Consider the following 14,973-nt stretch of genomic DNA (forward strand, 5'->3'; position numbering starts at 1 on the left):
AAAGCCGTTTTAATTTATCGATAGAATCGTTGAATTGGAATTATTGATCCTCGACATCTATTAGGTAAACCCCATTTTCAAATCCACCACGTATTATTTTCTTATACTCACGAGTCGCATCTAGCTCTTCATAGCTTACACCTAACACTCTTATGGCTGCATGAATAAGCTCAAGTATATCCGCTAGCTCCTCCATATTTGCTTGTCTATCTTTTGCGTCATGAAATTCTGATGCTTCTTCTATCATCTTAGCTTTTATTGCATTCAATAGCTCATTAGATTCTAGGGCTCGCGCATGATAAGATAAACCCTTCGCTTGAATAATGTCTAAAATCTTATCTCTCACAAGCTTATTGTATACAGGCATCTATTGATTAACTCCCATTCATCCAAAAGTTTTGTACTATCACCAACTTCTATTATATAGTATCATTTCTATAATATAGAAATAGTTTCAGAATAGAGGTGTAGGATGTTACGAAAATGGTTGTTGGGTATTGGGGCGGCTGTCATTATTTTTACAATGCTTATTTTATTATTAGGAAATAGAGCTACTGAAGATACCTTGCTCGCAAAAAATATAATGGAGCAAGCTAATGGTGGCTCAAAAATCGTTTCACTAAATCAATTGACTACTTTTGATTGGGAAAAAGCACAAGTTTATGGACCTTATACAACGAGAGATGCTATTGAAGTAACAATGGACATTCAGTTTAAAGGTAGCACCAGTGGAATAGATGTCCGAGAAGATATTTTTCTACTTGTATTTGCTAAAGAAGGTCATGCTATAAAGACAGCCGTGCTTTACAGAAAAGTTGGAGACTATACAACTAAGGGTGGTATGCTAACACCTGAGAACGACCTTCTATATATTGAATAGCAGTCATTCTAAATTAGTAGGAGCTGCTAAAAGGTTCTCTTGTTGTTAATGCTATTTGTTTTATTAAAATTTAATGGAAATATAAAAAACCTCCTAACTAATAAAAGTTAGAAGGTTTTAAAATTGCGAACGCTTACTTTGCTTTTTCTGCTACACCCAATACATCATTCTCTTCAAGGAACTTCGTATTGAATTGTGCTGATTTGAAAACGTCATTGTTCATTAGTGCTTGGTGGAATGGGATGGTTGTATTGATCCCAGGACCAGATACTTCGAATTCACTTAGCGCGCGGTTCATTTTCGCAATCGCTTCTTCACGTGTATCCGCATGAACAATGAGTTTTGCTACCATTGAATCATAATATGGTGGGATTGTATAGCCTGCATAGACAGCAGAATCAATACGTACACCATAGCCGCCTGGCGTTACATACGTATCTACCGTTCCTGCTGATGGCATGAAGTTTTTATAGGCATTTTCTGCGTTAATACGGCATTCAATAGCCCAACCATTTAATTGAATATCATCTTGTGTGAATGGAAGCTTCTCACCAGATGCGATTTTTAATTGTTGTTGTACAAGATCTACACCAGAAATCATTTCTGTAACTGGGTGCTCCACTTGAATACGAGTATTCATTTCCATGAAGTAGAACTTGTCTTCTTGATAATCATAAATGAATTCGATTGTACCGGCACCTTCGTAGTTACATGCTTGTGCCGCTTTTACTGCCGCAGCACCCATTTCAGCACGACGCTCAGAAGATAGTGCTGGAGATGGAGCTTCCTCGACTAGTTTCTGCATACGACGTTGAACTGTACAGTCACGTTCGCCTAAATGCACTACATTGCCATAGCCATCTGCTAAAACTTGGATTTCACAGTGACGGAAATACTCGATGAATTTCTCTAAATATACGCCAGGGTTGCCGAATGCAGCAGCTGCCTCTTTTTGCGTAATATCAATACCTTTTACAAGGTCTTCTTCTGTACGAGCTACACGGATTCCTTTACCACCACCACCAGCAGTTGCTTTAATGATGACAGGATAACCAATTTGAGCAGCCCATTCTTTACCTGTTTCGATATCTGGCACAATACCAGTACCAGGAACAAGTGGAACGCCTGCTGCTTCCATTGTTGTACGTGCAACGTCCTTGATACCCATAATTTTAATTGAATCAGAGGATGGACCGATAAATTTAATGCCAGCGTTTTCACAAGCTTCAGCAAAATCAGCATTTTCCGATACGAAGCCATATCCTGGATGGATACCATCTGCACCTGTTTTTTCAGCTACACTAAGCAGCGCTGGGAAGCTAAGATAAGAATCTTTTGATAGCTTTGGTCCGATGCAATAAGCTTCATCTGCTAATTTCACATGTAATGCGTCCGCATCTGCTTCAGAGTAGACAGCAACCGATTGAATGCCTAACTCTTTACAAGCACGAATAATACGCACAGCGATTTCGCCGCGGTTTGCAATTAAAACTTTTTTCATTTGTTTTGCACTCCTTACTCAGCTTTTACAAGGAATAGTGGTTGGCCATATTCTACTAAGTCGCCATCTTTCACAAGAACTTCAACGATTTCCCCTTGCACTTCTGCTTCGATTTCGTTGAATAATTTCATTGCTTCTACGATACATACGATTGTTTCATTTCCTACTTTATCACCTGGTTTTACGTAAACTGGTGAATCTGGGTTTGGTGCTTGATAGAAAGTACCGACCATCGGAGATACAATTTTATGTAACGAAGGGTCGTTAGTTGCTGATGTAGCTGCAGCTGGAGCTTCTTCCACTTTAGCTGGTGCAGGTGTTACTGCTGGAGCTTCTGCTGGTGCAGATTGTTGTACAACAGGGGCTACTACTTCTTTTTTAGGTGCTACAGTTTCTGTAACAATAACATTATTCTTTTTTAGTTTTACTTTTGCGCCATCTACTTCGTACACAAACTCGTCAATTGAAGAAGAATCTACTAATTTAATAATTTCACGAATTTCTTGAATTTTGAACATTTCTAACTCTCCTTATGAAATAAAATCTACTACAATAACTATTCTATATTTTTTCGTATCAATTTGAAATAGTTAAATGAAAATTAAGTAAATATGAACAAAATAAAAGGCTTTCCTTTACTAAACGAAAGCCTTTTCATAACGCTGATATATAACAACTATTTTCAAATTAACTAAATATTTATTTTTTTCTATATTTTTTAATAATTATTTGCACTAAACTTTACTTGCACATCATTTGCGCCTTCCATCTCTGTTTTCACCAAGTAAATAATTTCGTTTGCTTGTGCTTTTGACAATTCTTCAGCCATCACTGTAACAGAAACTTTTTCCCCTTCAGCGCGAACAAACGCATCTGAATAACCTAATGATTTAACAAGCATTTCAAGCATTGCTTCGGCTGATTCACGTTTAATCAGACCATCCATTTCATTAAATGCCTCATTTTTTTCTTCAGCAGAGGATTCCTCTGCAGCAATTTTTTGCGTTAACTGTTCACGTAGCTGACTTCTCTCATCACTTACCTGCATACGCATTTCTTCAAATAAGTGACTCGGTGAAGATACTTCTTGTGTGATATCATTTGTCGCTTCTTTATCAGTAACGCCTGTGACAGCTGTCTGTTGTAGTGTATCATCTGTAAAAATAGTTAGACCATTGAACTGTTTTGCTGGATCAACCAAATAATACACTGAAATGACTGCTACTAAACTTAATAATGTCATAAACCAAACTGTTCTTCTACGTACGCGCATTTACTTTTCCTCCTTATTTTCCATCGGAACGATTATGATTCGATGAATCGGTAACTGCATCACTTGACTGACGACTGCACGAATTTCATTTTTCACAAAGATATCGGATGCACCTTCTGAAACAACTAGCATTCCTGTTACGTTTTTCGCGCTTTGCTCAGTCCCTCGAAAATATTGGCTGAATAGTTTATTGGCCTCTTGGTCATTTGTCATCTCTCCATAATAAAAATAGACTTTAACCTCCCCAACACCTTGCATTGACTTCAAAGTTTGTTCAAGTTTTTCTTCATTGGTGAGTGGTGAACCTTTGTCGCTTGTTGAATTCGTCTGATACATAGGTAAAATGATGAATATTCCCATGGAGGCAGCTATCAAAATTAAAACCATCAATGACGTTGTTTTTTTTCGTGTCTTTTCCACATCACTTGTACATTGCCTCCCTTCATCTTCTCTTTTTCAAGTGTATGTACGCTTGTTTCTTCCTATGAATTGATAAATGGAATCTTTAATAGCAATTGCAAAAATACTAACGTGATGACCAATTTTGTTAGTGAAATTATTTCCTTATCATCCGTTAGAAACACAAATATCTGACATACAAAGAGCAATGCCAATAAAAGAATCAATCTATCTCCCCCCTGCCATCACTTGTACGAATACAATGAGGAAAAAACAAGAAAACATAAATGAAAAAGCAATGAGAAATGATACAGCACATAATGTAAATAGCGATTTACTAATTTGTTCTAGTAGTCTACAAATATCATCAAAGGCGATTGGTTCTAAAATAGCCGCCAACAATTTTAATGAATAAGCACTGACAACGAGCTGTACAGTTGGGATAAAGGACACTGTAATGACGGCGATAAAGGCACTAATACTAGTAAGTGAAGATGTAAATTGTGTCATATGCTGAAACATTGAAAAGCTGTCTACAATAAAAGACCCAACAACTGGAATATTTTCCTCAATTAATTTTTTGACGGGTTCCGCTACAGCAGCATTGACACTAAATGCTGCCACACCGCCTGCAGTCATCAACAGAATATAGCAAATAACGGAGGCAGAAACGATACTCATAATCGTAAAACGAATCAACTCAGCGATTCGTGTAAAAGAAATTTCCTTGACTATGACACTGCACACATCAAAGACAATGGCTAAAAGCACACCTGGAATAAGCCACTTACTACTAATAATGGTCAGGACTTGTACAAAAAACAGTAAAAAAGGCTGCCAGGAAGCAATCGCTGTAATACTACTTGATAGAAGAAAGCTTGAAGTTAAAATGGGATAAAATGCTGTAAATAGATGGGCTAGTCCTTGTGCAATTTCATCAATTAATGTAAAAGACTTAACTACAACTGGACCAATCGTTGCTAAAACAATCAGAAAAAAGAGTATCCTTGTCCCTTTTTCAAATTCTGGTAATACCATGTTCACAATCAAAACAATGATGACGTAGCTGCAAAGCATGAGCGTCATCTTTAGCAAGAGAAAGAATGGGTCGATTAAAAACGATAGTATTTGCTCCTGCAATGGCTTCGCTCCTTAGTTTAGCCTTTTTAAAATGGCCGACACCTCCTGTAAAACAGCCAAAAATTCTTTGAACCAATACAACAAAATCACGATTTTTACTGCAGCAAAAACGATGTTCCCGAGCACCTTATAATTATGTTCTGCCAGCAGTAAAGACATCCACTGCCCGACATAGAACATACTTGCACTGATTAAAATAGCTTTCGCATAAGGTAAAAAGGCAAGTGTTTCTAACAGCTGTTTGACGAAAGGCATTAAAAGTGTCGAGAACAACATGCCAAAAAGCAAGAACGAAAACATCACACTTATTAGCGCATGGAGTGGCTGTATAACTTCTTTTATCAGCAATAATAAAAGCAGCATGACAACAGCAACAATCACAATTTCCATTTACATTACCCGGAAGATGTAAGCCATTGGAAGAATGTTAAAATCTCATTAAAAAATAGACGTAAAAATCGAAGTAATTCTGCTGTCATATATAAGTAGGCAATGAAAAAGAGGAAAAATGAAAACTCCTTCTTCCCTGTTTGATCAAAGAAAACATGAAGAAGCGCAACGACTAGTCCCACTCCAGCAACTCTTAATACGTCTTGTAATTCCATTCCTACGCCCCCTCGTGTACAGCAATATATGTCGCTCTACCAAAAAAAAGACCTCTATACATATGTATAGAGATCTTTATTGATAAAATTTATAGAAGCTTTTCTACAATGCTTCTGACAGTGCCAGTTTGCTGTACGAGATAACTCTTTTCGCCCATCCACATCGATAAATATTCCGCATTACCTTGCTCGGCACTTTCTTTACGAATGGTAGTCGTTAAATAGTTTTGTAATGGATAAGGAGCTACTATCGCATCTTTCATACGTTTTGTAAAATCATTCATTAAGCCTCTTGCTGGTTTACCCGTAAAGGCGAGCGTAATCGTTGTTTGCTGTTCTTTCGAAGCTAACACAGCATTTTTATAAAGTGGCGAAATTTCGCATTCATCTGCCACTAGTAACGCTGTACCAATTTGAACAGCCTGTGCCCCGCCCTTTAACGCCCTTTGAATATCCTCTTTCGTCACAAGTCCACCTGCTGCGATAATAGGAATCGCAATTTGTCCAGCTACTTGTTGTAGTAAATCATATAACGGTATTAATTGCAGTGGGGCCGAAAAGGAGCCTCGATGACCGCCAGCCTCTCCTCCTTGTAGTACAACTGCATCCATTCCTGCTTGTTCTACTAGTATAGCTTCCTCTACTGTCGTAGCGGTACCAACCGTATAAATACCATTGTCTTTTAATTGCTGCAGAACCTCTGGAGAGGGCAACCCAAATGTAAATGAACAAATTGCTACCTGTTCCTCGATCACCGCCTGAATTTGACCTGCAAACACTTCCTTCGAAACAACACTTTGTACAGGTGATAATCCTAGTTCATCGTAAAAAGGTTGTAGTGCCATACGGGCTTGTTGTAAAACCTCGATATCAATTTTTGGTTCTTCTTGAACAAACAGATTGACCGCAAAGGGCTTTGCTGTTAACTTCTTTACTTCCTGAATAAATTGCTTTGTTTGTGCACCATCTAAGTAGCCCGCTCCTATTGAGCCTAATAGCCCAGCCTCAGCGCAAGCCGCCACAAATTTTGGGGATGTCACGCCTGCCATTGGTGCTTGAATAATGGGATATGTCATATCAAATGTTTGTAGCATACCTTTCACTCCTTACGATTATTGTAAACAATTCTCCCAGCAATGACCATCTATCTGATGATAGAATCTTGATGGACTCTTAGTAAAAAAGAGTACGTGCTTCTATCTATTATCACATTAAATGAAATGTTTGGCAGGATATGTATAAGAAAAAAATAAAAACCTACCCTTTTTTTAAAGAGTAGGTTGGCTATTATTAATTATTAAGCACGAGAAACGTAAGAGCCTTCTTCTGTGTTAACGATTAAAACATCACCTTGGTTAACGAAGAAAGGTACTTGTACGATTAGACCTGTTTCAAGTGTAGCAGGTTTTGTACCGCCTGAAGCTGTATCTCCTTTGATCCCTGGTTCTGTTTCTGTAACTTCTAATTGAACAGTATTTGGTAATTCAATACCTAACATTTCACCTTGGTAAGATTGAATATGCACTTCCATATTTTCTTTTAGGAATTTTAATTCATATTCAATAGCAGCTGAAGCAAGTTCAGTTTGCTCGTAAGATTCTAAGTCCATGAATACATGCTCGTCGCCTTGTGCATATAGGTATTGCATTTTACGGTTATCAATTTGTGCTTTCTCTACTTTTTCACCAGCACGGAATGTTTTTTCATTCACTGAGCCGTTACGTAGGTTACGTAATTTAGAACGCACGAACGCAGCACCTTTACCTGGTTTAACGTGTTGGAAATCTAACACGCGGTATAATTGGCCATCAACAATAATTGTTAGACCTGTACGGAAATCGTTTACTGAAATCATTTGTGTTCCTCCAAAGTTTATAAAATAATGAGTTCTTTTGACGAATGTGTTAGTAGTTCATTACCCGTTTCAGTGATTAAAATATCATCCTCGATACGGACACCACCGATTCCTGGTAAGTAAACACCAGGTTCAATCGTCACGGCCATACCTGGCTCTAGCACTGTCTCTGAACGCATCGATAAGCCAGGGCCTTCATGTACTTCAAGACCAATACCATGTCCTAAAGAATGACCAAATGCGTCGCCATATCCTTTTTCTTTTAAGTAGTCACGTGCAATCGCATCCGCTTGAATACCTGTTAATCCAGGACCCACTTTTTCAAGTGCTAACAGTTGAGAAGCAAGGACTGCATTGTACATATCTACTAATTTTTCAGATGGTTCTCCAACAGCCACAGTACGTGTGATATCCGAAATATAGCCATTATATAGCGCACCAAAGTCTAAAGTAACAAAGTCGCCTTTTTCAATCACTTTATTCGTTGCAACGCCATGTGGTAATGCTGAACGAAGACCAGACGCAACAATTATGTCAAATGAAGACTGAGTTGCTCCTTGTTTACGCATGAAAAATTCTAATTCATTCGAAACCTCAAGCTCTGTTTTACCAGGCTTGATGAAGCCTAAAATATGTGTAAATGCGTGATCTGCAATTTCACACGCAGCCTTAATAATATTAATCTCTTGTTCCGTCTTAATCAAGCGAATTTTTTCAATTAGCCCAGAAATCGGCACTAAATCTGCTTGAATGTTTGATTTATACAGTTCATATGTGCCATAACTTACAGTATCTTTCTCAAAGCCCAATAATTTGATGCCCATATTGCTTACTTGTGTAGCAATTTCTTCAATGATTGTTGCTTCATGTTTGACAATGCGGAAGTCCTGAATTTGTGCAGCAGCCTGCTCTGTATAACGGAAATCTGTAATAAACACAGCATCATTTTGAGACACAATTGCTACGCCTGCTGTCCCTGTAAAACCAGTCATATAACGTCGGTTATACCCATTTGTGATTAAAATGCCATCGATGCTTTGTTCTTGAAGTGCTTTACGTAGCTTTTGTAATTTCAACATAATCAATTCTCCCTCTCGATAAATGTACGTAGTGCCAGTTCATAGCCTTTCGTACCTAGTCCACAAATTTGACCAAGGCAGGCCGGAGCAAGATAAGAATGATGACGGAAAGCCTCACGTTTGTGGATATTGGAAATATGTACTTCGATAACCGGCACAGAAATTCCTGCAATCGCATCATGTAACGCGATGCTCGTATGGGTATACGCACCGGGATTAAAGATAATACCATCATATTTTTCGTCCTCTGCTTCATGCACCCAATCTACTAGTACCCCTTCGTGATTGGATTGACGAAATTCAACCGTAGCACCTAAAGAAGCCGCAAGATTTCGAACATTTTCTCTAACATCATCCAATGTTTCATATCCATAAATATGTGGCTCTCGTTTGCCAAGTCGATTTAAGTTCGGTCCATTCAAACATAATAACTTCACGCTTCTATTCGCCTCTTTCTATGTACTTGCCATTTATTTTATCATACACCGTGCATTCAGCAACTAATTTCAATTGATGGTTTCATAAATATCCCCTCAAACAAAGGGGATATTTTGTACCATTAACTGCCTTTTTGTGCTGTATGCTCCTTCTGATGAAAATTGGCCGTTTCCAACAAGAAACGTAATAGACAGACAACAATCACTATAAATGGAATGGACAGTTTTTTAAAGGACGTCAGTTGTAATGGTAGATCTAAAGCAATCCACTCCAATGTAATAGTCACAAGAAGACCTAGCAGCAGTGACGAAAAGAAAGCTGGAATGATATAGACATAGCGCATGGTCATATATAAAAATAAGCCGATGATAAACAGCAGAAAGATAAAGAAGGTCCATTGAAATAATTTAGAGCTATCTTCAAACCAATTCCACTTTTTATAAAACCCAATCGGATGCCATTTAATAAGATGGAAATAATGTAAACCCTTTAAGCACAGCGCTAAAACAAGCGCATTTACAAGTGCGGTAATCGTCGCTACTTTCATCATCTAACCTCCCTTTTGCACACTAATGTTTTCCTGAAATGTACGATTAGTGTAGCCATATAGAAAATTTACTATGCGTAACTGTAGAGGTTTTTCACTAAATTTAGTACAATGGTACAGTTGAAATATATAAAGAGAGTGGTGTTAGCCTTGAGCAATTCACCTGTATACGGGGGACAAGCACAATTAGAAGGTGTGATGTTCGGAGGAAAGGAACATACTGTTACAGCCATTCGTCGTAACGATGATTCCATTGATTATTATCATTTTAAAAAAGTTCAAAAGCCTATTTTACAAAAGCTCAAAAAAATTCCATTTGTACGAGGCGTTGTAGCGCTCATTGAGTCGGCTGGCTTAGGCTCTCGTCACATGCAATTTGCAGGGGATCGTTATGATGTGACACCTGGCGAAGAAGAAGATCATAAAGAAGAAGGTTCTAAACTTCAGATGATACTTGGAGTTGCTGTAGTAGGTATTCTTTCCTTTTTATTCGGAAAATTTGCCTTTACATTAATTCCTGTTTTTATAGCAGATTTTTTCTCAAAATGGATTGAAGGGAAAACGGGACAAATTCTACTAGAGAGTGGTATTAAACTCCTTTTACTGCTAGCCTACTTATACTTTATCTCATTAACCCCTCTGATTAAGCGAGTATTTCAGTATCATGGTGCCGAGCATAAAGTCATTAACTGTTATGAGGCTGGCTTAGACATCACAGTAAAAAACGTTCAAGCTCAATCACGTCTGCACTATCGTTGTGGCAGTAGCTTCATTCTGTTCACAGTGTTTGTCGGCATGTTTTTATATTTCTTTGTACCAACTGACCCACTGTGGCTTCGTATTTTAGATCGGATTCTATTAATTCCTGTTGTACTCGGTATTTCATTTGAAGTATTACAAGCGACAAATGCTTGCCGCAATATCCCAGTGTTGCGTTTCCTTGGCTACCCTGGCTTATGGCTTCAATTACTGACAACTCGTGAACCAAAGGACGATCAAGTAGAAGTAGCAATTGCTTCCTTTAATATGCTACGTCAAGTAGAGCAGCAACCTGAAATTGCTGCAACATTGAACAATGAATAATAGAACAGGCAGTCCCAACAAGTGTTGAGGCTGCCTGTTTTATATTATTGCTATTATTGCTCTATTTAGTATAAATAAGTGCAGTAAACAGCCCTATTAAATTTGGTAAGATACTGAAAACTAAAAACAGCCAATTATTCGTCATGATGGAGATGCTTGTAAAAATAAGAATGGACGCAGCAATAATACCTATGCCCAGCTTCACTCGAGAAAGCTGGAACGGGATGGGACTAAACATGTTGATGGTCAAAACTCCCCCAATTATCCCCCAACTCCCTAAGTGCACTAAAAGAATACTACCTAAAACCATTGCTGCATTCAATTCAATGCCAAATACAATGAGTGTAAAGAAAATATAAATCGCCGCTAATGTCACATACCACGAATAGGATTTCGCTTTTTGCCAAATATAGTCGTGTAGCTCATCTAAACCTCTATTTTTCTTCGCCTTACTCCGTCCTAACCACCAGCCTAAAATTCCACAAGTCATTCCCCCATACAATCCGATAATTCCCCCGATAGAAATCTCCATCACTCCGTCCCCTCCTCTTCGAATATAAACACTTCTTCAATTGTGCAATTGAAAGCTTTTGAAATATTGTAGGCGAGTTCTAAAGATGGATTGAATTTCTCCGATTCAATTGCAATGATTGATTGTCGCGAGACGCCAACTACTTTAGACAACTCCTCCTGCGTAATCTTTTTCGATTTCCGCAATTCACGAATTCTATTTTTCATAAAGCCTCCTCGTTAAATGTAAAGTAAACTGTACATTTTTTTGATAAGTAAAGTTTACTTTACACCATTTCATATGTCAAGTTGACTTTACAATTTAGTTTTCGTTTAAACAATACAGGAATTCTTATGAAGAACGATCAGGAGACATAGTGAGGGCTATAATTAGAAAAGACACCACACGCTAATTTTGAAAAATGTAATCAGTTTGTGAAGAAAAGCATCCACCTCCATCGTACCTATCTACACTGTAAAATAAAGTTAAATTCCAAAATAAGGAATATAAAAAGCGTGTTTTGAATGATAATCAAAACACGCTTTTTTATAGGATTTTTCCGCACCTTTTCCTTTAGCGTTAACCCGCCTATTTCAACACTCTACTATGAATTATATTCATAATTTTCTGTTGAGCATCTAGAGCTTCAGGGATAGGCATCACAGCAAACACATGATTCATTTGAGGATAAACAAAGGTAGTGATGTCAATGCCTTGTTCGGTTAGTTGTTCATCAAATTTTATGGCATCTGGATATAAACTTTCATGTGTTCCAATAAAATGAGTAATCTTCCCAAGTCCTTGAAAATCACCGTAAATAGGACTAATCAATGGGTCCTTTAGATCTTTATCAGCAGCCCATATCTTTGTAATGACTTCCATTCCTTCACTAGCTAACATTGGGTCCTTTTCTTCATATTCAAGTATCTGAGGATTTTCTAAACTCATATCAACACATGCTGATAGTAAAATAATATCTTGGGGTTGAGGTAGATGGTTCTGCTTCAAAAGTTGGACCAGACCAAGTGCTATATTTCCACCTGCCGAATCTCCGATAATGGTCAATTGATTAGAACTTTCAACCGTTTTTAAAATTTCTTTATAGAAATTGAGCATTTTTTGGAAGGTGTCATGATGGTTAAAATGAGGTACTTTCGGATAAATGGGCGCAATAACTTTTGCATTTAACGATTGTGCCATCTTATCCATGAATAACCAATGTAAACTTAAAGGCTGATTCGTCCAAGCACCACCATGTATATAGAGAATAACTTTTTGCTTCAAGGACTTTTGGTCATTTAAAGTGAAGACCTGCATAGCCTCAAAGGTTTGCTCCTCCATATCACTTATAAATTGAACATCTTCCCCTATAACATAAAGCTGACTATTTTCAGTTCCCCTCTGCTCAATAAACTGTTTAGCATTTTCAATACTAGAAAAACTCTTTTTATTACTTTGCGCAAATAGCCATTTTTCAAATTGAACACTTTCTTCAGAACGATCTCCGCTAAAAATTTCTACAGTCATTTTTTTCTCCCCTTTAAGTTTCATCACGCACATAGATTGATAAGAGCCATGTATCAGAAGCTTTCACACGTACTATAATCTATACCGTATCATAGAGACAAACCTGCATCCGTTAAATAAAATATTTTTTTCGTACTCTATGTTAATTCCACAGTATGTCGTATACTCCTTCAACATCCATCGTATTTAAATGAAAATAAAAAATACCATGCTGATTGCCAACATGGTATTTTCATCTTTATTTAAACAAGTAACTCATTAATAACTTTTTAACTGTCTGATTATCAATTTGGCATCCAGCCGTTGCTAAAGATATGTTTTCAAGTTTTTTATTTTATATACTTAGAACGAACAACGGTCCTTTTGTATGGCTCACCTTGTAACGTTTCACCTGAAATATTTAAAGTTATATTATATACACCCGACTTTTTATTTTCTGGAAAATTCACCATAAAGTTTTGCTGATTAACCTTTTGCGTCTGTAGAGAAGTAGCAATATCTTTCCCTGTTGGATCCAGTACTCGTACATCGAAGGTAAGTTTTTGTAATTGGTCATTAGCTTGCATTGTCACGATATTATTCGTTTCTAATGATACTGTTGGAATACTTACCTTAATCAAAGATGGGCCCCCATGTTGAACTGCCAGTAAAAACGCATTATCTTCTGCCTGCGTGCTTATATTTATCTTCCATTCCCCAATCTCAGAAATAACCCCAGTAAATGTATGAGGTACTACGCCATTAAAGAAGGAGGCTTCATCCAATGATTGGATTGTTTGGTTGGTATATTTTTTTTCTGAAGGAGATACTAACTCTATCTTATCACTAGTTAACCCTGTCCATAATTTCACATTATCGAGCGCAGTATCCACATAAAAAGAATGTGTCACATCATTTGACGATTGTAACTTCCCTCCGTAAAAATAATGAGAAACATCCAACTCTTGAAACATATCAGATTGAGAAAGGTATTCTTTGTTCATCATGATACGATCTGTAGAAGCAGACTGTAGATACTGTTCCAATCTTGAAAATACCGCAGATCCCATTCGAATATTGTCATGATCAAGTGAGGGATCGGTAAATAAATGTGTTCCGTAAGATAATTTAGTGCTTGCCTCTTTGACTAATCCATCATTTGGATCGGAAAGATATAGACCTCCCATCCAGAGTGCAGATAGAAATGGTCCTGTATTAGTACCAGCAATTGTATAATAGTTGTTCTTGCTAACATTGGGATGATTGTCTATTAGTGAGCGAAAATATTCCATTTCCCCAACTTGAAGTGAATAAGTTCCATCATCTTTTTCACCGAGTAATGTAGCTAGCCAACCTGCCCACCAGCTATATGCAAGATCAGCTAACTCTGATCCATAATGAGGGGATCCTAAAGTAAACACCCTCCCAACGTACGGATGAGCATTATGAAGAACTAATGCTGCTTGGGTATCAGGCCCACCCTTGCTATGGGCAATTATATTTAATTTTTTTCCGTGAAAATGTTGACTGATTTCTTTTAACATAGAGGCTAATAATTTTCCATTATCGTATTGACTATAAGAACCTTTACCTGCCGAATCGTATAATTGAACAAATACCGTTTGATATCCTGCTTCATAAGCTTTTGTATACATATCATTAAGACCGTGATATTCTGTATTGCCATACCAACTTGTAGAGTTACCGTTTTTCCCTTGAACGAAAACAAGAGGTGGCTTATTCAAATCAACATTAGGTGGAGTATTTCCTAGAAACCACTCTCCAGGTGTAAAGCTTTCACCTGGTGGCTTCAATCCATAAGGTTCAATCGTGTTTGAGGCAAAAACATCTGGAGTAGAAAAAAGCATAATTGTAACCATTACTAATAAAGAAAGTATTTTTTTCAAATTGTTTTCCTCCTAATCATTATAGATCAAGTGCGTAAAGCTGTAGAAAAGCAATTTATAATTGTAAAAAACTGGTGTTGAATAACAGCTATTAATGCTAATTTTCAAGCAGCAACCAACTAACCCCACCTTCCCTTTATACTAATATTCTATAAAAAGGAAAAGACTTCCTTCTAATTTAGACAAAAAAATATCATTATCTTACTTCGGTTAAGCCTCACTTAGAGAAGCAGCGAGATAGATTGTGTT

General features: G+C 37.4%; 19 protein-coding genes. 2 read left to right on the forward strand and 17 right to left on the reverse strand.

Annotated elements, in window-relative coordinates; all coding sequences use genetic code 11:
- Positions 1 to 40: 40 nt before the first annotated feature.
- Positions 41 to 367, reverse strand: a complete 327-nt coding sequence (locus NST76_RS13525; RefSeq protein WP_036122750.1) for a nucleoside triphosphate pyrophosphohydrolase — start codon at positions 365 to 367, stop codon at positions 41 to 43.
- A 105-nt stretch (positions 368 to 472) separates the two neighbouring features.
- Between NST76_RS13525 and NST76_RS13530 the strand changes: the two genes are divergently transcribed.
- The gene (locus NST76_RS13530) at positions 473 to 880 is read left to right on the forward strand and encodes a hypothetical protein (RefSeq protein ID WP_338651440.1); all 408 of its coding nucleotides are present in this window, start codon (positions 473 to 475) and stop codon (positions 878 to 880) included.
- A gap of 133 nt (positions 881 to 1,013) precedes the next feature.
- Here the strand turns inward: NST76_RS13530 and accC are convergent, their stop codons facing one another.
- The 12 genes from accC to NST76_RS13590 form a co-directional block, all read right to left on the reverse strand.
- Positions 1,014 to 2,381, reverse strand: coding sequence for an acetyl-CoA carboxylase biotin carboxylase subunit (gene accC / locus NST76_RS13535; protein ID WP_089934541.1), 1,368 nt, complete (start codon positions 2,379 to 2,381; stop codon positions 1,014 to 1,016).
- Between the two features lie 14 nt (positions 2,382 to 2,395).
- Complete coding sequence (gene accB / locus NST76_RS13540; RefSeq protein ID WP_036116828.1) at positions 2,396 to 2,899, reverse strand: acetyl-CoA carboxylase biotin carboxyl carrier protein; 504 nt, start codon at positions 2,897 to 2,899, stop codon at positions 2,396 to 2,398.
- A gap of 200 nt (positions 2,900 to 3,099) precedes the next feature.
- Positions 3,100 to 3,654, reverse strand: a complete 555-nt coding sequence (locus NST76_RS13545; RefSeq protein ID WP_036116826.1) for a SpoIIIAH-like family protein — start codon at positions 3,652 to 3,654, stop codon at positions 3,100 to 3,102.
- Entirely contained in the window at positions 3,655 to 4,014 is a 360-nt protein-coding gene (locus NST76_RS13550) for a hypothetical protein (RefSeq protein ID WP_244504886.1), read from the reverse strand. It abuts the gene before it with no gap.
- 267 nt (positions 4,015 to 4,281) lie between these two features.
- On the reverse strand, positions 4,282 to 5,193 hold the full coding sequence (locus NST76_RS13555) for a stage III sporulation protein AE (RefSeq protein ID WP_036116822.1): 912 nt from the start codon (positions 5,191 to 5,193) through the stop codon (positions 4,282 to 4,284).
- A 12-nt stretch (positions 5,194 to 5,205) separates the two neighbouring features.
- The gene (locus NST76_RS13560) at positions 5,206 to 5,583 is read right to left on the reverse strand and encodes a hypothetical protein (protein WP_036116820.1); all 378 of its coding nucleotides are present in this window, start codon (positions 5,581 to 5,583) and stop codon (positions 5,206 to 5,208) included.
- A 5-nt stretch (positions 5,584 to 5,588) separates the two neighbouring features.
- Positions 5,589 to 5,798, reverse strand: a complete 210-nt coding sequence (locus NST76_RS13565) for a hypothetical protein (RefSeq protein WP_012295089.1) — start codon at positions 5,796 to 5,798, stop codon at positions 5,589 to 5,591.
- Positions 5,799 to 5,887: 89 nt separating this feature from the next.
- Positions 5,888 to 6,892 (reverse strand): nitronate monooxygenase, encoded by a 1,005-nt coding sequence (locus tag NST76_RS13570; protein WP_036116814.1) that lies wholly within the window; start codon positions 6,890 to 6,892, stop codon positions 5,888 to 5,890.
- A 203-nt stretch (positions 6,893 to 7,095) separates the two neighbouring features.
- The gene (gene efp / locus NST76_RS13575; RefSeq protein ID WP_036116812.1) at positions 7,096 to 7,653 is read right to left on the reverse strand and encodes an elongation factor P; all 558 of its coding nucleotides are present in this window, start codon (positions 7,651 to 7,653) and stop codon (positions 7,096 to 7,098) included.
- 17 nt (positions 7,654 to 7,670) lie between these two features.
- Positions 7,671 to 8,732: a Xaa-Pro peptidase family protein gene (locus NST76_RS13580; protein WP_036116810.1), complete on the reverse strand. Its 1,062-nt coding sequence runs from the start codon at positions 8,730 to 8,732 to the stop codon at positions 7,671 to 7,673.
- A gap of 2 nt (positions 8,733 to 8,734) precedes the next feature.
- Positions 8,735 to 9,169, reverse strand: coding sequence for a type II 3-dehydroquinate dehydratase (gene aroQ, locus NST76_RS13585; RefSeq protein WP_036116808.1), 435 nt, complete (start codon positions 9,167 to 9,169; stop codon positions 8,735 to 8,737).
- Between the two features lie 122 nt (positions 9,170 to 9,291).
- On the reverse strand, positions 9,292 to 9,720 hold the full coding sequence (locus NST76_RS13590) for a hypothetical protein (protein ID WP_230593729.1): 429 nt from the start codon (positions 9,718 to 9,720) through the stop codon (positions 9,292 to 9,294).
- Between the two features lie 147 nt (positions 9,721 to 9,867).
- Here NST76_RS13590 and NST76_RS13595 point away from each other — a divergent pair, with 147 nt between their 5' ends.
- Complete coding sequence (locus NST76_RS13595) at positions 9,868 to 10,800, forward strand: DUF1385 domain-containing protein (protein ID WP_342544000.1); 933 nt, start codon at positions 9,868 to 9,870, stop codon at positions 10,798 to 10,800.
- Positions 10,801 to 10,861: 61 nt separating this feature from the next.
- Here the strand turns inward: NST76_RS13595 and NST76_RS13600 are convergent, their stop codons facing one another.
- From NST76_RS13600 to NST76_RS13615, 4 genes are all read right to left on the reverse strand, one after another.
- On the reverse strand, positions 10,862 to 11,332 hold the full coding sequence (locus NST76_RS13600) for a hypothetical protein (protein ID WP_036116802.1): 471 nt from the start codon (positions 11,330 to 11,332) through the stop codon (positions 10,862 to 10,864).
- A complete protein-coding gene (locus NST76_RS13605; protein ID WP_036116800.1) occupies positions 11,332 to 11,538 on the reverse strand; it encodes a helix-turn-helix transcriptional regulator in 207 nt (68 codons plus the stop codon). The genes NST76_RS13600 and NST76_RS13605 overlap by 1 nt, the downstream gene beginning before the upstream one ends.
- Positions 11,539 to 11,899: 361 nt before the next feature.
- Entirely contained in the window at positions 11,900 to 12,838 is a 939-nt protein-coding gene (locus tag NST76_RS13610; RefSeq protein WP_058844022.1) for an alpha/beta hydrolase, read from the reverse strand.
- A 329-nt stretch (positions 12,839 to 13,167) separates the two neighbouring features.
- A complete protein-coding gene (locus tag NST76_RS13615; RefSeq protein WP_342544001.1) occupies positions 13,168 to 14,724 on the reverse strand; it encodes a hypothetical protein in 1,557 nt (518 codons plus the stop codon).
- Positions 14,725 to 14,973: the final 249 nt, after the last annotated feature.

Origin of the sequence: Lysinibacillus sp. FSL W7-1291 (assembly GCF_038593415.1) — a bacterium.
GTDB classification, from domain to species: Bacteria; Bacillota; Bacilli; order Bacillales_A; family Planococcaceae; genus Lysinibacillus; species Lysinibacillus fusiformis_D.